General features: G+C 73.6%; 15 protein-coding genes. 7 read left to right on the top strand and 8 right to left on the bottom strand.

From position 1 onward, the window contains the following. Window positions 1–134: 134 nt before the first annotated feature. Window positions 135–1,100: an SDR family NAD(P)-dependent oxidoreductase gene (locus DDJ31_RS34845; RefSeq protein WP_164784834.1), complete on the bottom strand. Its 966-nt coding sequence runs from the start codon at window positions 1,098–1,100 to the stop codon at window positions 135–137. A gap of 304 nt (window positions 1,101–1,404) precedes the next feature. On the opposite strand from DDJ31_RS34845, the gene DDJ31_RS34840 reads away from it, so the two are divergent. Further along, window positions 1,405–2,253, top strand: coding sequence for a helix-turn-helix transcriptional regulator (locus DDJ31_RS34840; RefSeq protein WP_206280622.1), 849 nt, complete (start codon window positions 1,405–1,407; stop codon window positions 2,251–2,253). Window positions 2,254–2,311: 58 nt separating this feature from the next. Here DDJ31_RS34840 and DDJ31_RS34835 read toward each other — a convergent pair whose 3' ends face one another. Continuing rightward, entirely contained in the window at window positions 2,312–2,692 is a 381-nt protein-coding gene (locus DDJ31_RS34835; RefSeq protein ID WP_127176424.1) for a MerR family transcriptional regulator, read from the bottom strand. 239 nt (window positions 2,693–2,931) lie between these two features. On the opposite strand from DDJ31_RS34835, the gene DDJ31_RS34830 reads away from it, so the two are divergent. Further along, window positions 2,932–3,870 (top strand): alpha/beta hydrolase family protein, encoded by a 939-nt coding sequence (locus tag DDJ31_RS34830; RefSeq protein ID WP_127176425.1) that lies wholly within the window; start codon window positions 2,932–2,934, stop codon window positions 3,868–3,870. 58 nt (window positions 3,871–3,928) lie between these two features. Here DDJ31_RS34830 and DDJ31_RS34825 read toward each other — a convergent pair whose 3' ends face one another. Next, on the bottom strand, window positions 3,929–4,900 hold the full coding sequence (locus DDJ31_RS34825) for a LysR family transcriptional regulator (protein WP_127176426.1): 972 nt from the start codon (window positions 4,898–4,900) through the stop codon (window positions 3,929–3,931). A 163-nt stretch (window positions 4,901–5,063) separates the two neighbouring features. Here DDJ31_RS34825 and DDJ31_RS34820 point away from each other — a divergent pair, with 163 nt between their 5' ends. Beyond that, window positions 5,064–6,329 (top strand): MFS transporter, encoded by a 1,266-nt coding sequence (locus DDJ31_RS34820; RefSeq protein WP_127176427.1) that lies wholly within the window; start codon window positions 5,064–5,066, stop codon window positions 6,327–6,329. An 89-nt stretch (window positions 6,330–6,418) separates the two neighbouring features. Here the strand turns inward: DDJ31_RS34820 and DDJ31_RS34815 are convergent, their stop codons facing one another. After that, window positions 6,419–6,712, bottom strand: a complete 294-nt coding sequence (locus DDJ31_RS34815) for a hypothetical protein (RefSeq protein ID WP_346656264.1) — start codon at window positions 6,710–6,712, stop codon at window positions 6,419–6,421. Window positions 6,713–7,031: 319 nt separating this feature from the next. Between DDJ31_RS34815 and DDJ31_RS34810 the strand changes: the two genes are divergently transcribed. Beyond that, complete coding sequence (locus DDJ31_RS34810; protein ID WP_127176428.1) at window positions 7,032–8,195, top strand: TetR/AcrR family transcriptional regulator; 1,164 nt, start codon at window positions 7,032–7,034, stop codon at window positions 8,193–8,195. Window positions 8,196–8,270: 75 nt separating this feature from the next. Here DDJ31_RS34810 and DDJ31_RS34805 read toward each other — a convergent pair whose 3' ends face one another. Then, window positions 8,271–9,467: an oxygenase MpaB family protein gene (locus DDJ31_RS34805; protein ID WP_127176429.1), complete on the bottom strand. Its 1,197-nt coding sequence runs from the start codon at window positions 9,465–9,467 to the stop codon at window positions 8,271–8,273. A gap of 367 nt (window positions 9,468–9,834) precedes the next feature. On the opposite strand from DDJ31_RS34805, the gene DDJ31_RS34800 reads away from it, so the two are divergent. Both DDJ31_RS34800 and DDJ31_RS34795 read left to right on the top strand, forming a co-directional pair. After that, complete coding sequence (locus DDJ31_RS34800; RefSeq protein ID WP_127176430.1) at window positions 9,835–10,752, top strand: oxygenase MpaB family protein; 918 nt, start codon at window positions 9,835–9,837, stop codon at window positions 10,750–10,752. Window positions 10,753–10,825: 73 nt separating this feature from the next. Beyond that, the gene (locus DDJ31_RS34795; protein WP_127176431.1) at window positions 10,826–12,337 is read left to right on the top strand and encodes an aldehyde dehydrogenase family protein; all 1,512 of its coding nucleotides are present in this window, start codon (window positions 10,826–10,828) and stop codon (window positions 12,335–12,337) included. A 19-nt stretch (window positions 12,338–12,356) separates the two neighbouring features. Here DDJ31_RS34795 and DDJ31_RS34790 read toward each other — a convergent pair whose 3' ends face one another. Beyond that, window positions 12,357–12,986 carry a TetR/AcrR family transcriptional regulator gene (locus tag DDJ31_RS34790; RefSeq protein WP_127176432.1) on the bottom strand — a complete coding sequence of 210 codons (630 nt, stop codon included), beginning with the start codon at window positions 12,984–12,986 and terminating at the stop codon, window positions 12,357–12,359. Between the two features lie 97 nt (window positions 12,987–13,083). Here DDJ31_RS34790 and DDJ31_RS34785 point away from each other — a divergent pair, with 97 nt between their 5' ends. Next, entirely contained in the window at window positions 13,084–14,214 is a 1,131-nt protein-coding gene (locus tag DDJ31_RS34785; RefSeq protein WP_127176433.1) for an acyl-CoA dehydrogenase family protein, read from the top strand. 72 nt (window positions 14,215–14,286) lie between these two features. On the opposite strand, the gene DDJ31_RS34780 is transcribed toward DDJ31_RS34785, so the two are convergent. Both DDJ31_RS34780 and DDJ31_RS34775 read right to left on the bottom strand, forming a co-directional pair. Beyond that, entirely contained in the window at window positions 14,287–16,197 is a 1,911-nt protein-coding gene (locus DDJ31_RS34780; RefSeq protein ID WP_127176434.1) for an AMP-dependent synthetase/ligase, read from the bottom strand. A 73-nt stretch (window positions 16,198–16,270) separates the two neighbouring features. Further along, window positions 16,271–18,454 (bottom strand): 3-hydroxyacyl-CoA dehydrogenase NAD-binding domain-containing protein, encoded by a 2,184-nt coding sequence (locus DDJ31_RS34775; protein WP_127176435.1) that lies wholly within the window; start codon window positions 18,452–18,454, stop codon window positions 16,271–16,273. Window positions 18,455–18,472 lie beyond the last annotated feature (18 nt).

The following is an 18,472-nucleotide window of genomic DNA, read 5'->3' as shown; positions in this document are numbered from 1 at the left end:
ATCCGGGCGTCACGGCGTGCGCCGGGTCGAGCGCTCGGGCTCGGGCTCGCGCTCCGGGCGGTCCTCGGCGCGGCCGGCGCCGGTGGCAGGGGCGGTGCGGCAGTGGCCGTGCGCGCCCCGGCGGGGCAGGCCGTCTACCGGAGCTGGGCCGGCTCCTCGTCGCCGGTCAGGCGGACGAGGCGCTTGGAGTCGTCCCACAGCTGTGCCGCGCGCCGTTCGTCGTAGGAGAGCCGCGCGGAGCGGACGGCCGAGAGGGTCCCGTCGTGAGCCTGGAAGTACGTGCCGGACGCCTGCGCGTAGCCGGGGTCGGTGGCGAGCGCGGCCAGCGAGGCGCCCGAGAACTCCACGTCGGACGTGGTGACGCCGACGCGTTTCGAGACCCATCCCATGGCGGCCGTGTTCGAGAGCCACCGCACCGGCTTCGGCAGGTCGCGGAGGAATCCCGTCCCCGGCACGGCTCCCGGATCGTAGGCGATCGAGGACACCGAGCTGTGGGCCCTGCGCAGCCGCCGGTCCAGCTCGTAGGCGTACATCACGGTGCACAGCTTGGAGGTGGAGTAGCGCTTGCCTGCGGACAGCGCCTTGCCGCCGTCCTTGCCTTCGGCGGCCAGCGCGACGGCGTCCGGCTCCACCGCGGCACCGACCAGGCGGCCGTCCATCGAGTCCGGGTCGTGGGTCCCGCTGGCCGTGTAGACGACGCGGCCGTGCTCGGCGAGGCTCGGGAGAAGCAGCTCGACGAGGAGGAAGTGGCCCAGGCAGTTGGTCGCGAACGTCGTCTCGTAGCCGTCGAGGCTGTAGGAGATGTCGCCGTCGAAGCGGCCTCCCGCGTTGCAGAGGAGCGCGTCCAGCCCCGGTACCGCACCGGAGTCGAGCATCGTACGGAACCGCGTGGCGGCGGCTCTGACCGAGGCGAGCGACGAGGTGTCGAGCGTCAGCGTCGTGACGGACACACCGTGCTCCGCGCTCAGCTCGTCGGCGACCCCTCGCATGCGCTCCACGCTGCGACCGGCGAGAACGAGGTCGGTGCGGCGCGCGGCGAGGGTCCGTGCCGCGGCGAGACCGATGCCCGAGTGGCCGCCGGTGATCAGGACCGTGGTCATGGCCGTTCCTCCTGGATTCATGTTCTTGCTGACGGGAGCCCGCACCCCGCCCGCCGCCCCGGCGGGGTGCGGGACCCGCACGTCCGCACCGCATGGTTCGACGGCGCGACGGCGGAGCGGGGGGCTGGCTCGAACGACGGAGGGGACGGCCCCGCCCGTGTCCGGTGGCCTCGGCCACCGGGGCGCCACGGCCGCGTCTCCCCTCTCGGCACCAGGATCACCGAACGGCGGTGCCGCAGCCAGGTACAGGCTGTCCCCGGCTGGCGACTACCCGGCGGGGACGGCGCCGGGGTCTACTGGCCGCATGATCGACCGTCCTGGCCTCGCTGACTTCCTCCGCCGCCGCCGGGAGCTGCTGCGCCCCGTCGACATAGGTCTGCCCGAGGGCGTGCGGCGCCGCACGCCGGGTCTGCGGCGCGACGAGGTGGCCCTGCTGGCGAACATCTCCGCGGACTACTACGCCCGGCTGGAGCAGTGCCGTGGCGCGAACCCCTCCGAGACCATCGTGGCGTCGCTGGCCCGCACACTGCGCTGCGATCCCGACGAGCGCGACCACCTGTACCACCTGGCCGGGTTCACGCCACCTGCCCGGCGTGCGGGCGGGTACGTACGGCCCGGGGTGATGAGTCTGCTGGAGCGACTCGACGACGTCCCGGCGTGTGTCGTCAGCGACCTGGGCGACGTGCTGTGGCAGAACACCGTCGCCGCGATCACCCTGGGGTGGACCGTGGCGCACCGGAGCGACCGCGCCGCGAACATCGTGTGGCGGTGGTTCACCGAGCCGGCCCTGCGGACCTGTTTCCCTGAGGAGGACCGGCCACGGCACTCCCGCGCACACGTCAGCGATCTGCGGGCCACCGCGGCACGGCGCGGGAGCGACGCGGACGTCACCGCTCTGGTCGACGGCCTGCTGCGACGCAGCGAGGAGTTCCGTGCCCTGTGGGAGCGCCACGAGGTCGCGGTGCACCGCTTCGACCGGAAGAGGTTCCTGCACCCCGAGGTCGGCCTCCTTCACCTGACCTGCGAGATCATCCTCTCGCCCGACGCGGACACCAGGGTTCTGGCGTTCTTCCCGACGGAGGGTACGGACGCCCGCGAGAAGCTCGAACTGCTGCGGACGATCGGGACGCAGGACTTCCGGACCGTCCGCTGAACCGGCCGGGCGTGGGGGGCTGCCGGGGCGGTGGCCGGCGTCGCCGCGGGGGCACCGCTCAGGTGGCCGTGTCCCGTCGGCAGGGGTCGCCGGTGCGCAGGTTGGACGAGGCGCCCGCGATGACCGAGTCGAGCCGGTCCCTGGTGTGGGTGAGGTCCGCGATGTGCCGGTCGAGGTGATCGCGTTCCTCGGCCAGGCGCTTCAGCAGCTCGGGGGTGGCCCTGCCGTCGATGACGCAGGGCGTGAGCGCGGCGATGACCTTGCTCGACAGGCCGGCGGCGTACAGCTGACGGATCAGATGGATCCGGTCGACGGCGTCCTCCGCGTAGTGGCGCTGGCCGCTGCCGCTGCGCTCGGGGGCGAGCAGCTCCTGCTCCTCGTAGTACCGCAGGGCCCGGGTGGTGACGCCCGTGCGGCGGGCGAGTTCCCCGATGCGCATGTCCGACTCCCTCTGCCGTGACCTGGGCCACAGCCTCTTGCCTTTCACGTCGACGTCAAGTTTTAGCGTAGCCGACGTGATCGACACCGCGGGATTCGTCCCGTTGGTCACGCATGAACATAAATCGAACCCCATGGACTGTTCCGTGAGTGAGGACACCGCGCCACCACGGCCGGGGGCGAGGCCGAGCGCCTCCTCCACCTCACTCGCCCCGCCGCCCCCGAAAGGCAGACAGACGCATGACCACGCACCGGACGACCGGTCTCACCGGCCCCGCCCCCACCCCGACCGTGTCGGTCAGGCCCCTCGTGCTGAGCGCGCCGGGGCGCGGCGCGGACCTGCATGTCCGCGTCACCGCCCCCGTGACCGGCACCGGCCTGCCCGTCGTGCTGTTCGCTCACGGGTTCGGCTCCGATCTGGACGGCTACGCACCCCTGGTCGACCACTGGGCGTCCGGTGGCTTCGTCGTCGTCCAGGCCACCCACCTGGACTCCAAGCGGTTCGGCATCGCCGAGGACGATCCCCGCAGGCCCGAGATGTGGCGCCACCGGGTCCAGGACGTGCGGCGCGTCCTGGACCACCTCGGCACGCTGGAGGCGGCCGTGCCGGGACTCGCGGGCCGGGTGGACCACCGTCGCGTCGTCGCGGCCGGACACTCCTTCGGCGGCCAGACCGCCGGCATCCTGGTGGGCCTGCGTGTCAAGGACCCGCAGACCGGGATCGCCGAGGACCTGTCCGACGCGCGGGTCATGGCCAGCGTCCAGCTCGCCACCGCGGGCAGGGGCGGCGACGAGCTGACCCCCTTCGCCCGCGAGAACCTTCCCTGGCTGCGCGATCAGGACTTCTCCCACATCACCGCCCCCGGTCTCGTCGTCGCCGGGGACAAGGACGATCTGCCGCTCTCCACCCGGGGCCCGGCCTGGACGACCGACCCCTACACCCTCAGCCGGGGCGACAAGAGCCTGCTCACCGTCCACGGCGGCGAGCACTTTCTCGGCGGCATCTCCGGCTACCGGGTGGCGGAGACCACCGACGAGGACCCTGAGCGCGTCGCTCTCGTGCAGCAGGTCACCCTCGCCTACCTGCGCCACGTCACCGGCGTCGACCACGGCGACTGGGACACCGCGCGGACGGTCCTCGCGGACGGGCACCCGCTGGGACGCCTCGAATCCAAGTGACCCACGGCACGCGGGCGCCCGCCTCCTCCGACCTCGGAGGGGGCGGGCCGCCGGGCGCTCACGGGACGTCGGGTTTCCGGTCGTCCGGGGGCGGTCGGTGCCGGGTGACCCAGTCCGGTACCCAGGTCCCGGGGGCGCCTTGGCCCGGTGTCGTGGCGGCGAGGTGGTCGCGGAGGGTGGCCAGCGCCGGGTGGGGGTTGTCGCGGTGCCAGAGCAGCGAGTGCGGGTAGACGGGCGTCGGGTCGGTGACCGGGATGCGGCGCAGGCCGTGGTCGGCGGGCCAGATGAGGCGGCTGTGCTCGCCCATGAAGGTGGCCAGGGCCGGGGTGTCGGCGATGGTGTCGAGGAGCGCGTCGGAACCGAAGTTGGGGCCGGTCACCTCGATGGTGAGGCCGAACGCGGCGATCAGGTCGTCGTAGTAGGCGCCCCACTCGGTACCGGGGGCGATGCCGGGCATCCAGATCCGGTGCCCGGTGAGCCGCGCGAGGGGCACCGACCGGGCGCCCGCCAGCGCGTGGGCCGGGCCGGTGAGGAGCTGGAGCGGCTCGTCGAGCACCCGGACGGACGCGATGTCCTCGGGAAGGGGCCGGCCGGGCGCGGCGACGGCGCGGAAGGACGCGTCGATCGCGCCGGAGCGCAGGGCGGTGACGGCCGTCTCGATGTCGAACAGCATCATCACGTCGAGGTCGATGCCGGGATGTGCGCGGTGGAAGCCGCGCATCAGGCCCGACTGCGCGCTGCGCGAGGCGATCACGTCGACGCGCAGCGGACGGCTGCCGGGGCGCACGGAGGCGCCGGCCCGCTCGGCGACGCGCAGCAGTTCGCGGGCGTGGGGCAGGAACGCCCGCCCGTCGATGGTGAGTTCGGCGCCGCGCGGGGCACGGGTGAACAGCCGCACGCCGAGGTCGCCCTCCAACGCGGCGACACGTTTGGAGACGGCCTGCTGGGTGATCGACAGGTCGACGGCGGCTCGCTGGAACCGGCCCGCTTCCGCGACGGCGACAAAGGTGCGTACTGCTTCGAGATCCACGTCGGCCCACCTCAGGAACAGTTGACCGCCCCACCTTAGGGAACAACCGATGGTTGTGGATTCCCGGTGGGTCCGTTGTTTGACCTGGCACGGCCCTGGCCGCTTACCTCTCTCCGGTCAACGCCGGCTTGTGCGGGCGGGCTGTCGAGGGAGTGCGCTGGGCATGGTGGGCAGGAGCCGGTTGGGCCGGCCGTTCGGCTGGCTGTGGGCGTCCTACGCGGTGAGCGCCTACGGGTCGGGGCTCGGGTTCGGGGCGTTGCCGCTGATCGCCGTGCTGGTGGTGCACGCCGGGCCGGCGCAGGTGTCCGCGCTGTCCGCGGTGGGGCCCGCGATGGGTGCGCTGATCGCGGTGCCGCTCGCGCCGTGGGTGGAGTTCCGGCGCAAGCGCCAGGTCATGATCATGATGGACCTGGCCAGGTTCGCGGCCATGGCGACGATCCCGGTCGCCTACGCCCTCGGCCGGCTCGGTTTCGTCCAGCTGCTGGTGATCTCGGCGGTGGTCGCCGCGGCCAAGATCGCGTTCAACGCGGCCGGCGGCGCCCATCTCAAGGCCCTCGTCCGACCGGACGACCTGCTCGTCGCCAACGCGCGGTTCGAGTCCACGAACTGGAGCTCCATCGCGGTGGGGCCACCGCTCGGCGGGGCGGCGATCGGCCTCTTCGGGCCCGTCACCACCGTGGTGGCCGACGCTCTCAGCTACCTGCTCTCGGCGCTGTGCCTCACGGCGATCCGCGGCCGGGAACCGGCGCCGCGCGGACCGCGGGAAGCGCCGCTCACGGCCGGCAGGGGCCCGGTGCGGGCGGGCGCGCTGCTCGACGGCTGGCGGCACATCATGGGCCACCCCGGTCTGCGGTCGCTCTACCTCAACCAACTGCTCGTCGCCGGGCTGATCATGGCCACCGAACCGCTGCTGGCCGTGCTCCTGCTGCGCCGGCTCGGGTTCCCGCCCTGGCAGTACGGCCTCGCCTTCGCCGTCCCCTGCCTCGGCGGGCTCATCGGCTCGCGGCTGGCCCGCCGTGTCGTGGCCCGCTTCGGCCAGGACCGGGTCTTCCGGACCGTCGGCACGCTGCGCGCCGTCTGGTTGATCGGCCTGGCCTTCGTCCGTCCCGGCGTCGTCGGCCTCGTCACCGTGATGGCCGTCGAGCTGGCGATCATCATCAACATGAGCCTGTACAGCCCGGTGCTCGCCACCTACCGGCTCGAACACACCCCCGCCCAGCTCGTCGCCCGCACCCTGTCGGCCTGGTCGATCGGACAGCAGGCGTCCGTCGCCGTCCTCACCGCGCTCACCGGAGTGCTCGCCGACGCCACCGGCCCGCGCACCGCCCTCACGGTCGCGGGGCTGCTCATCCTGGCCACCCCGCTCCTGCTCCCCCGCCGGGCCCGGACGGCGCCGCGCGAACCGGAAGCGTCGCACGGCCGCTCGTGAGGCACGGCGATCGGCCGGCTCAGGCTCGTGAGCCGCAGCAGGCCGGCCGGGGCGCGCGGGACGGCGTCGCTGTCGGCACCCTGAAGGGATCAGCAGGACTCCGTCAACCCGCTCGGGTGCTCGACGGCGAGCCAGGTGTCGCCCGTGCGGGGATCGTCGGCCGGGCCGGACGCCCGGGACGAGGGGGCCGTCTGACACCCCGACGTCACGCGCTCCTCGTCGACCGCGCAGGCGTCCACCGCGGGGTCGGAAGGTTCATCGGTGCCGTCGAAGCGGAAGCGGAAGTGGACCTGGTCGGCTTCGGTGGGCACCTGCGGGTGGGGGTCAAGGCTCCGGTCGACGACCACGGCGGTGACGCCGAGAGGCTGCCCGTCCGTGTCCACGCCCCGCACCCTGGCCCCGGCCTCACCGCGCTCCGCCGTCGTGTCGGTGCAGACCCAGGAAGAGCAGCCGGGCAGGGCGAGCGTCAGCAGAGCCGGCGGGGCGACGGCGCGTACCCGGGCGGGGTGGGGCGGCGTATCCCGGGGCCTGGCAGCTGCGGGTGACGGCGGCGGAGCCGGAGCGCGGTGGCCGCGGCCCCACCCGGTGGCAGCACTCCGGCCCCACCCCGGAACGGTTCTCCTCTCGGATGGCCCTCTGACCTCCGCATCAGGTGTGATTGACTGACCGCATGGCCCCGCCTCCGCATCCGCCTGTCCGGCCGTGACCGCCGGTCCGACCTCGGCGGCCCGGCCCCGCAACCGCAGGCAGCTCATCATCGAGGCGGCCGGTCGAGCCTTCAGCGACGTCGGCTACCACGCCGCGTCCATGGAGAAGATCGCCGCGGGCGTGGGCATCACCGCCGCGGCCCTGTACCGGCACTTCCCCAACAAGTACGCGCTCTTCGCCGAGTGCGCCGACGTCATGGCGGACCGGCTCGTCGCCGCGCTCGCCGAGGTGCCCCCCGACGGCGACCTGGCCGAGGTGCTGGCGTCCGTCACCCGGGTGAGCGTCGCGCACCGCGCCTCGGGCGGCGTCTACCGGTGGGAGGCCCGGTACCTCGACGACGAGGACCGGCCGCGGCTGCGGGCGAAGTTCGCCCAGGTGGTCGGGCGCGTCGACGAGGCCGTGCGGGCCGGGCGGCCGCTGCCGGACGGCCGGCTGCGGGCGGTGGCGGCCCTCGGGGTGATCGGGTCCATCGCGATGCACCACACGTCGATCGCCCAACGCCGGTGCGAGGAACTCCTCCTGGCGTCCGCGCTGCGGGTGGCGACGAGCGACCCGTTCACCGCCCGCGACAGCGCCCGGCCCGTCGAGCTGCCCGCCCTGCCGGTGCCGCGGACGCGGCGCGCGGAGATCCTCGCCGCGGCCGTCCCGCTGTTCGCGCGCGACGGGTTCGCCCACGTGACCAACGGGCAGATCGCGGAGGCCGTGGGGCTCGCGCCGTCCGCGCTTTACCGGCACTACCCCGGCAAGGTCGACATCCTGGTGGCGGCGTGCCTCCAGGCCGCGGGGCTGCTGGCGCAGGGCGCGGAGCGGAGCCTGCGGGAGGTGACCGGTCCGCGGGCCGCCGTGGGCGCGCTGGCGGCGACGTATGTCGCCTACAGCTTCGAGCACACCGCCCTCAACAGCGTCGCGGAGGCCGAACTCCCCGGGCTCCCGGCCGACCTGCGGCGGTCGCTGGTGGTCGCCCAGCGCGAGCACATCGCCGTCTGGGAGCAGCAGTTGCGCCTGGTCCGTCCCGAACTCGACCCGCGTCAGGCCCGGGTGCTGGTGCACGCGGGGTTCGGCGCGGTGGTGGAGGCCGGACGCGAACTGCGGTGGCGGGACACGCCGGCCCACCGTGACGCCGTGACCGCGCTGGTCGTGAGCGCCCTCGGCGTCTGAACGGGCCTGCCGGGCAAGGGGGTTGCGGCCGGGCCGGCCTCGGGTCGCGGGGGCCGGTCGTCCCGTCCCGTCCGGCTACGCCCTGTTCCCGGTGGGGATGGTGATGGGGGTGGTGGTCGAGGACGAGCCCTTGTTGAGGAACAACATGGCGAGGGCGCGCAGGAGTTGGTCGAACATGTAGAAGGCGCCCGGCAGGACGGGTGACAGCCCCTCGCGGAAGAGGATGAACGCGGGCCAGCCGGTGCGGACGAGGGTCGCCGCAGCGTAGTCGCGCTTCAGGCCGAGCCAGTCGCCGACCTGGTCGCTGAGGACGTAGCGCACGAACTCGTTGAGGACGCCTCGGGTGATGCCGAGGTCGATCTGGGCGGTCAGCCCGAGCAGGTCCTCCGCCAGCTCGATGCCCTCGGGGGTCGGGGTGAGGATCGGGGTGAGCACCTGGGCCGACTGCGCCTCGGCCGCGGCCCAGCTCTGCGGGATGTGCTCGTCCGGCACGCCGAGCAGATGGATGGCGACCTGCCAGGCGTGCAGGAACGCCTCCTGGTCGGCGGCCGGCATGGGGACGCCCCAGTCGAGCATCCGGCGGCGGACGTAGGTGCCGAGGCTGTGGAAGGTGACCAGGATGTCGGCGGCGCTGATCGGCACGGACTCGTCGGCCACCGCCGTCCAGTGCGGCGACCGGGGCAGCAGATGGCGTACGGCGGCGTGCACCATGCGTGTCTTGTTGGCGGTGACGACGAACTGTCCCGTCGGCGCGAAGGCGCCGAGCTGGGAGAGGTCGTAGCCGAAGGTGAACGTCTTGGCCGCGCGGTCCTGCATGTTGGCGCCGCCCGCCGACCAGTAGACGCTGCGGGCCTCGCGCGGGATCACGGTGCTCATGATGCCGCTGCCGAGGCCGTAGAGCATGAACAGGTAGGTGTCCCTGCGGCGGTTGAAGTCGGCGGCGCGGGCCAGTTTGGCGGGGTCGGCCCAGGTGGGCAGCTTGTTGACGGTCGTGAGGTAGGCGGTGACGTCGGCGGGCAGGCCGCTGGGCAGCGGGTCGTTGTTGTTCACCCAGGACGCCCAGGCGGCGTTGACCGCCGGGACCTGGCCGTTGTCGATCACCGAGGCCATCAGCGGATCGGCCGCCGCGTCCCAGACGTACTCGGGGCCGGTGGCGCTGCCCGCCGGGGCCGTCGCGCCCGGTGCGGCCCACGCCCTGCCGGGTCCCGTCGCGCCGACGAGGCCGAGCGCGACGCCGAGGGACAGCATGCCGCGCCTGCTGAGATTCTCCATTGACTTACTCGCTTCCCTGATGGGTCAGGCGGCGCAATGGGCCGTTCTGACTGGCGAGTTGTGCAACGCACACGTCCTGGATTGTTTCAGGGCGTGTGATTTTTGATTAACATAGCGAGCCGCACCACGGTCGGCAATGGCCCTGACCGACCCCGTCGGGGCGGCGGATCGCGAGCGGTTTCGCCCCGGCGCCCGCGGCCTCGGCGCCGTCACCCGGCCGCCGTGTCCGCGCTCTTGACGTCCCGGCGGAAACAAGTGAATAGTTTTTGTATCTTCGAGTCTCTCGACGGGGTCCCGCTCCTCGGCGGCCCCTCCCCCGCACCTCCTCCTCCGTCCGACACCCCGAGGGGTCAAGGAGGCACCGTCCATGGGCCGTTACCGGCGGCTGCGCCAGATCGAACGGCTCGATCCCGAGCGGGACCACGAGCGGATCTTCTGGCTGCTCACCCAGTACGAGTTCCCCTGGGACTACCTCCAGGGCGTGTCCGTCGCCTTCCTGCGCGACTACGGCGTGCCCCGGATCTCCCGACTCCTCGACCGCACCCAGGAGTTCGAGCGGGCCGGGCGCAAGCGCTACGACGACACCGTGCTGATCGCCTACGAGATGGTCCGCGAGGGGATGGACTCCGCGCACGGGCGGGACACCGTCCGCCGTCTCAACCGCATCCACCACCGCTACCGCATCCCCAACGAGGACTATCTGTACGTGCTGGCCACCACCGTGGTCGGCCCCAAGCGCTGGATCGACCGCTACGGCTGGCGTCCGCTGATTCCCGCCGAGGTGGAGAGTCTGGCCCGGGTGGGCCGGCGGATGGGTGAGCGGATGGGCATCAGCGGCGTCCCCGAGGACTACGCGGCCTTCGAACGCCTCCACGACGCCTACGAGCGCGCGATGTTCGCCTTCGACCCCGCCAACCGGCGGGTGGCAGCGGCGACGTTGCGCACCGTCCTCGACGTCTTCCCGCGCCCCGTACGCCCGTTGGCGGCGCGCGTCGCCCTGGCCGTGCTCGACGAACCCCTGCTCAGCGCGCTCGGGCTGCCGGTTCAGCCGCGGTGGCTGCGCACCGTCGCGCACCGCTCGCTGCGGGCCCGCGCCCGGCTGGTACGCCTGCTGCCCGCCCGGCCCGACCGGTGGCCGCACCGCCCCCGGCCCCGCAGCTACCCCTTCGGCTGGACCCTGGACGACCTCGGCCCGCACTGGGCCACCGAGCGGCCCCTGCTGCCGCTGCCCGACGAGCAGCCGCCGGGCCGGGCGGCGCGCCCGCGCCCGGAAGCGGACGGCTGACCCGGGTCACGCGGGCGCGGCAGGTCCAGAGGAACGGCATCCCGGTGATCGACAGAACCTCCCAGGAGCAGTGATGACGCACACCACACCGGCCGCACCGCCACCGGCGGGGCCGACCACCTTCGCCTCCCGCGACCCCGCCACCGGGCGGGTGCTCGCCGACCACCCGGTGCACGGCCCGGACGACGTGGCGGACGCGGTACGCCGCAGCCGCGAGGCCGCCGGGCGCTGGGCGGCGCTGCCCGCCGCGGAGCGCCGCTCCGCTCTGCTCACCTGGAAGCGGGAACTCGCCGCCCGCCTGGACGCGGTGGCGGCGACCGTGGCCGCCGAGACCGGCAAACCCCGCGCCGACGCGGAACTCGAACTCCTGCTGACGCTCGTGCACCTGGACTGGGCGGCCCGGCACGCCGGACGGCTGCTGCGGCGCCGCCGGGTGCGCTCGGGCTGGCTCGCCGCGAACCAGTCGGCGACGCTGGTGCACAGGCCGCTCGGCGTGATCGGGGTGATCGGCCCGTGGAACTACCCGGTGTACACCCCGATGGGGTCGATCGGGTACGCGCTCGCGGCGGGCAACGGCGTGGTGTTCAAGCCGTCGGAGTACACCCCGGCCACCGGGGCGGCCCTCGCCGAGGCGTTCGACGCGGCGGTGCCGGAGTCCGCCGGGCTGCTCACCGTGGTCACCGGCGCGGGACCGACCGGTGAGGCGCTGGCCAGGTCGGGCGTCGACAAGGTGGCGTTCACCGGGTCGCCCGGCACCGCGCGCCGGGTGATGGCGGTGTGCGCCGAGTCGCTGACCCCGCTCCTCGCGGAGTGCGGTGGCAAGGACGCGGTGATCGTCGCGGCCGACGCCGATCTGGACGCGGCGGCGGACGCCGTCGTCTGGGGGGCGATGGGCAACGCGGGACAGACCTGCGCGGGCGTCGAACGCGTCTACGCCGTGCGGGAGATCCACGAGGAGCTGTGCCGGCGGATCGTGGAGCGGGCCCGCGACCTGCGCCCAGGGGCCGGGTCCGACGCGTCGTACGGCCCGATGACCATGCCGGGCCAGGCGGAGGTGGTGCGACGGCACATCACCGAGGCGCTGGCGGCCGGCGCCGAGGCCCTGTGGGGCGGGACGGACTCGGTCGCGGGGAACGTCGTCGCGCCGGTGGTGCTCACCGGTGTCCCCGAGGACTGCCCCGCCCTGACCGAGGAGACCTTCGGGCCGGTGGTCGTGGTGAACGCGGTGACCGACGTCGACGAGGCGGTGCGGCTGGCCGACGCCTCCCGGTACGCGCTGGGCGCCGCCGTGTTCTGCGGCAGCCGGCGTACCGGCGCCGCGCTGGCCGCGCGGCTGCGGGCGGGGGCGGTGTCGGTCAACTCAGTGCTGGGGTTCGCCGCCGTACCGGCGCTGCCGTTCGGCGGGTCGGGGGATTCGGGGTTCGGGCGGGTGCACGGCGCCGAGGGGCTGCTGTCGTTCACCGCGCCGCAGTCGGTGACCGTCCGCAGGTTCGCCGCGCCGGTCGACCTGACCTCGTTCCGCACCCCGGCCGCCGCGAAGGCGCGGGCCGTGGCGCTGGTGCGGGGGCTGCATCGGCGCCGCTGACCGGCCGCGGTCCCGCCGGTCAGACGCCGATCAGGGGGGCGAGGTAGCGGCGGGCGAAGGCCCGGGTCCGCTCCTCGTCGCCGAGGTCGATGCGGCCGGCCGGGTTGAGGAGGAAGGAGACAGCGACCCGGACCATCAGCTCGGCCAGCGGCCCCGTATCGCTGTCCGGACGGCCCTCGGCCCTCTGGGCCCGGCGGAGATGGCCGCTCAGGTACTCGGTGGTGGCCGACAGGTAGGGGCCGCCCTTGACCGTGAGGTAGGGCAGCACCACCTCCGGTTCCAGCCTCAACAACCCACCGAACAAGGGGTGTTCACGGGAGTGGCGCAGGGCGACGACGAACCCCTCGACGACCCGCTCCTCCATGGAGGGCAGATCGGCCACGGCGGCGTCCAACTGGGCGAAGAACCGGCTGCCCTCCCGCAGCAGGCAGGCCTCGACCAGTCCGTCCTTGTTCCGGAAGCGGCGGTAGACCGTCACCCGGGACAGCCCGGCGCGCTTGGCGACGTCGTCCATCGAGGACCTGCGCAGACCGAAGGTGGTGAACTGCTCGAGCGCCGCGTCGAGGATGCGGCGCGCCACCTTCTCCTCGGGCTCGGGCCTGGCCATCGCCCGGACCAGCGCGGAGTCGTGCTCAGAAGCCGTCGTCATGGGCCGGCGCTCCCACCCCGAGAGACATGGACACAGCAACCATATCCCTGTGCCACACCGGTGGTCCGGGGATCACGACGCACGAGGGAGATTCCCCATGGGAAGCCGACTGACCGAGGAACAGGCCGCTCTCGCCGCCGCCGTCCGCGACTTCGCCAAACGCGAGTGCGCGGACCAGGACCGTCAGGCCGGCGCCGCACGCACCCCGCACGATGCGGTGATCTACCGGAAACTGGCGGACCTGGGGTGGCTCGGGGTGTGCCTGCCCGAGGAGTACGGCGGTGCGGGCGGCGGCCTCGCCGACGCGTGCGTGTTCCTGGAGGAGATCACCTACGGGCTGGTCCCGGCCGGCGGGTTCGTCACCACCGTCATCACCGCCCGCGCCTTCGCCCGGTTCGCCTCGGCGAAGCAGCGCCGGGAGGTCCTGGGCAGCGCGGTGCGCGGGCGGGTGCTGTCGATCGCGATGTCGGAACCGGCGGCCGGCTCGGACGTGGGAGCGCTGCGCTGCCGGGCCGAGCGACGGCCCGACGGGGACTGGTCGGTCGAGGGGCAGAAGACGTGGATCTCCAACGCGCACCTCGCCGACAGCATGCTGCTGGTGGCCCGCACCGGCCCGGAGAAGCACCGCGGGCTGACCATGTTCCACGTCCCGATGGACACCCCGGGGGTGGAGGTGCGGGGCATCGAGACGATGGGCGGCCGTGAGGTCAACGACGTGTTCCTGACCGGTGTGCGGCTGCCCGCGGACGCGGTGGTGGGCGCGGTGGGCGAGGGCTGGCCGCAGCTGATGGCCGGGCTCAACGACGAACGCCTCTTCCTCGCCGCGAACATGCTGGGGCTGGCCCGCCGCGCCTTCGACGACGCGGTCTCCTACCTGCGTGAACGCGAGCAGTTCGGGCGGCCGATCGGCTCGTTCCAGGCCCTGCGGCACCGGGTCGCCGATCTGGCCACCGAGATCGAGTGCGCCCGGCTGCTGGTGCGGGAGGTGGCCGCGGACTGCGACGCGGAGCCGGAGCGGCTCTTCCCCCGGGAGGCGTCGATGGCCAAGCTCAAGGCGACCGAGACCGCCAAGCGGGTCGCGCTGGAGTGCATGCAGATGATGGGCGGGTACGGCTACGCCACCGAGTACGGCATGGAGCGCCATCTGCGGGCCGCGGTCGTCTCCACGGTGTACGGCGGGACCAGCGAGATCCAGCGGGACATCATCGGCAAGAGCTACGGACTCTGACCGGGGGCAGCGCGCAGGGCCGGTCGCACCCGGGAGGGGGTGCGACCGGCCCTGCGCGCCGTCCTGGGCGGCTCAGTCCTCGTAGAGCGCGGCGAGTTGGACGGCGTAGCGGTCGTGGACGACCCGGCGGCGCAGCTTGAGCGACGGGGTCAACTCGCCGGTGGCGGGGCCCCATTCGTCGGTCAGCAGCTGGTACCTCTTCACCTGTTCGGTCCGGTTGAGGCGGCTGTTGGCCGCGGCGACCGCGTGCTCGATCTCCTCCCGCAGCGCCGGATGCGCGGCCAGCGCGACGAGATAGGCGGAATCAGCGGGATTGACGGGATCAGCGGGATCGGCGGGATCAGAGGGATCGGCGGGATCAGAGGGATCGGCGGGATCAGAGGGATCGGCGCCCGCGTCGATCCCGCGGTCGGCGGCCCAGGCCAGGGCCGCTTCGGTGTCGAGCACCAGCAGGGCGACCACGTAGGAGCGGCGGTCGCCGTGGACGAGGGCCTGGCCGATCAGCGGGTGTTCCTTCAGGGTGTTCTCCACGAGGGCCGGGGAGACGTTCTTGCCGGTCGAGGTGACGATCATCTCCTTCTTCCGATCCGTGATCCAGACGAAGCCGTCGTCGTCGACGCGGCCGATGTCACCGGTGGCCAGCCAGCCGTCCGCGTCCAGCGGTGAGTCCGGCGGTCCTCCGGGGCGCAGATAGCCGGCGAAGACCGAGGCGCCCCGGACCTGGAGTTCGCCGTCCGCCGCGGTGCGCACCTCGGCGCAGGAGACGGGCCGGCCGACGGAGCCGAGGCGGAAGCCCGCGCGGGGGCTGTTGGAGGTCGCGACCCCGGTGGTCTCGGTCAGCCCCCAGGCATCCATGACCACGATCCCGAGCCCCGCCCAGAACGCGACGACGTCCGGTGGCATCGGGGCGGAGGCGCTGGCCGCCCAGGTGATCCGGTCGAGTCCGCCGAGCGACAGCAGCGGGACCAGCACCTCTTCGCGGGCCGTGCGGTACGCCGTTTCGAGGTCGGGCGGCACGTGCTCGCCGCGCTCGCGGTGGGCGATGTGCTCGCGGGCGACCCGCGCCGCCTCCTCGACGGCGCGGCGCCGCTCCTCGGGCAGGCGCGCGATCCCGGCCCGCAGGGTCGTGGCGAGCTTCTCCCAGATCCGCGGCACGCCGAAGAACTGGCGGGGCCGTACCTCGCGCACCGCCGCGGGGACGGCGGCCGGGTCGGCGCACAGGTACACGTGCGAGGCGCGGTGGCAGGGCAGGTAGAGGCCCAGCATGCGTTCGGCGATGTGGGCGAGCGGCAGGTAGCAGATGTGCTCGACGTGCGGCGGCAGCTCCACCACCGCGTCCAGGGCACGGGCGTTGGCCAGCACCTGGCGGTGCGTCAGCACCACGCCCTTGGGTTCGCCGGTGGTGCCCGAGGTGTAGACGACGGTCAGCGGATCGTCGGGGCGGGCGCCGTCGAGGTTCTTCTCGAAGCCGTCCGGCACGGGTTCGCGCAGCAGGGCGGCGTAGGGCAGGTGGATGCCCTCCTGGTGCGGTTCGGCCACGACCAGGCGGGCGAGCGGGGTGTCGGGGTCGTCGAGCAGCGGGGCCCAGGCCCTGACCTGGGTCGCGTTCTCGACGACGACGAGAGGGGCCCGGCAGTTGCGGGCGATGTGCCGGATCTGCGGGGGCGCCGAGGTGCCGTAGACGCTGACCGGGACGGCGCCGAGTCTCGTCAACGCCAGGTCGGAGAGCCAGTGTTCGGGGCGGTTGGCCATCATGAGCAGGACGTGGTCGCCGGGTCCGACACCGAGGGCGGCGTATCCGGCGGCGAGGCGGGTGGTGTGCTGGGCGACCTGGCTCCAGGTGAGGGTGGTCCAGCCGTCGGTGTCCCGGGTGCGCCAGGACAGGGCCGGCAGGTGGGGGTGGAGCAGGGCGTCGCGCGCCACGAGCAGCGGCAGGGTCGGCGGGTCTGCCGCGTCGTCGGCGGCTGGCGGCTCGGGTGCCATGGCGGCCTCCTGTGGTACGCGGTGCGGGGCGGGTGGGACGGTCCGTGCGGAGGGGCGTGGTCCGTGTTGCGGGTCAGCGGTCGGTGAAGGTCTCGCCGTTCGCGGCCATGCGGACGAGCAGGTCGGGCGGGGCGAAGCGGTCGCCGTGGCGGTCGCGCAGCTCCCGCGCGCGGGTGAGGAAGCCCGGCAGGCCGCCGGGGTAGCCGTTGACGTAGGTGAGGACGCCGCCGGTCCAGGCGGGGAAGCCGATGCCCAGCAGGGAGCCGACGTTGGCGTCCGCGACCGAGACGAGGACACCCTCGGCCAGGCAGCGCACCGCGTCCAGTGCCTCGACGAAGAGCATCCGCTCGCCGAGTCCGGTGAGGTCGGCGCCGTTCAGGGCGGGGTCGGTGAAGTGTTCGCGCAGGCCGGGCCAGAGTCCGCCGCGGCGTCCGTCCCGGTAGTCGTAGAAACCGGCTCCGGCGGCGCGTCCGGTGCGGCCGAACTCGTCGATCATGCGGTCGACGACGGCGTCCGCCGGGTGCGGTCGCCAGGTCCCGCCGGCCTTCTCGACGGCGGCGCGGTTCTCCTCGCGGATGCGCCGGGGCAGGGTGAGGGTGAGTTCGTCCATCAGGGCGAGCACCTTCGCGGGGTAGCCGGCCCGCGCCGCCGCCTGTTCGACGGTGGCCGGGTCGTGGCCCTCGGCGAGCATCGCCACGCCCTCGTCGAGGAAGCGGCCGATGACGCGTGAGGTGAAGAAGCCCCGGCTGTCGTTGACGACGATCGGGGTCTTGCCGATCTGCCGCACCAGGTCGAAGGCGCGGGCGAGGGCCAGGGGGCCGGTCCGCGGCCCCTTGACGATCTCGACCAGCCGCATCCGGTGCACCGGGGAGAAGAAGTGCAGGCCGATGAAGTCGTCGGGGCGCCGGACGGCCTCGGCGAGGCCGGCGATGGGGAGGGTGGAGGTGTTGGAGCAGAGCAGCGCGTCGGCGGCGACGTGCTTCTCGGCCTCCCGGAACGCCTCGCCCTTGACGGCCGGGTCCTCGAAGACCGCCTCGATCACCGCGTCGCAGCCCGCCAGTTCCTCGGGGTCGGCGGTGGGGGTGATGCGGGCGAGCAGCGCGTCCCGATCCGCCTCGGTGGTGCGGCCCTGGCGCAGGGCCCGTTCCAGGATGCCCGCCGAGTGGGCCCTGCCGCGGGCGGCGGCCTCCCGCGTGGTGTCCTTCAGGACCACGTCGATGCCCGCGCGGGCGCAGGCGTGGGCGATGCCCGCGCCCATCATCCCGGCGCCCAGGACGGCGACCTTGCGGACGGTGCCCGACGGCACTCCGCGCGGCCGTCCGGCCCCCGACTCGACGGTCCTCAGGTCGAAGAAGTGTCCCTGGATCATGTTCTTGGTGGTCTGCCCCAGGACCAGTTCGGTGAGGTGGCGGCTCTCGATCACGAACGCGGTGTCGAGGTCGACCTGGGCGCCCTCGACGGCGGCCGCGAGGACGGCGCGCGGGGCCGGGTAGGGGGCGCCGCCGAGCCTCTCGCGGAACAGCGCGGGCAGGGCGGGGAGCGTGGCGGCCAGTTCGGGCCGGTCGGGGGTGCCGCCGGGGATGCGGAACCCCGCGACGTCCCAGGGCTGCCGCGCGTCGGGGTGGGCGTCGATGAACGCCCTTGCCCGTGCGGTCAGTTCGGACGCGTCGGCGGCGGTCTCGTCGACCAGGCCCGCGGCCAGCGCCTCGGCGGGGGCGTACCGGCGTCCGTCAAGGAGCACCTTGGTCAGCGCTTCGGTGACGCCGAACATGCGGACGGTGCGGGTCACTCCGCCGCCCGCGGGCAGCAGCCCGAAGGTGACCTCGGGGAGGCCGACCCGGGCGGAGGGGCGGTCGAGCAGGACGCGGTGGTGGCACGCGAGGGCGATCTCGTACCCCCCGCCGAGGGCCGCGCCGCCGAGGGCGGCGACGACGGGCACGCCCAGGGTCTCCAACGTGCGCAGCGCGCGTTTGACGCGCAGTCCCGCCTCGAAGGAGCGCCCGGCGGTCTCGGGGGTGACGGCGATCAGGTCCCGCAGGTCGCCGCCGGCGAAGAAGGTCTTCTTGGCGGAGGTGACGATGACGCCCCGCAGGGTGTCGCGGCGGGTCGCGAGGCGGTCGACGACGGCGTCAAGGGAGTCGATGAACGCCGCGTTCATGGTGTTGGCCGACTGGTCGGGGTCGTCGAGGACGAGGGTGACGACGTGGTCGTCGTCACCCTCCCAGCGGATGGTGCGGCTCGGGGCGGGCGTGTCCATCGGGGTGCCTCTCTCGTC

It is taken from the genome of Streptomyces griseoviridis (assembly GCF_005222485.1).
In the GTDB taxonomy this organism is placed as follows: Bacteria; Actinomycetota; Actinomycetes; order Streptomycetales; family Streptomycetaceae; genus Streptomyces; species Streptomyces hintoniae.
Note: the sequence above shows the minus strand (reverse complement) of the source record. Positions and strands in the feature narration are given on the sequence as shown.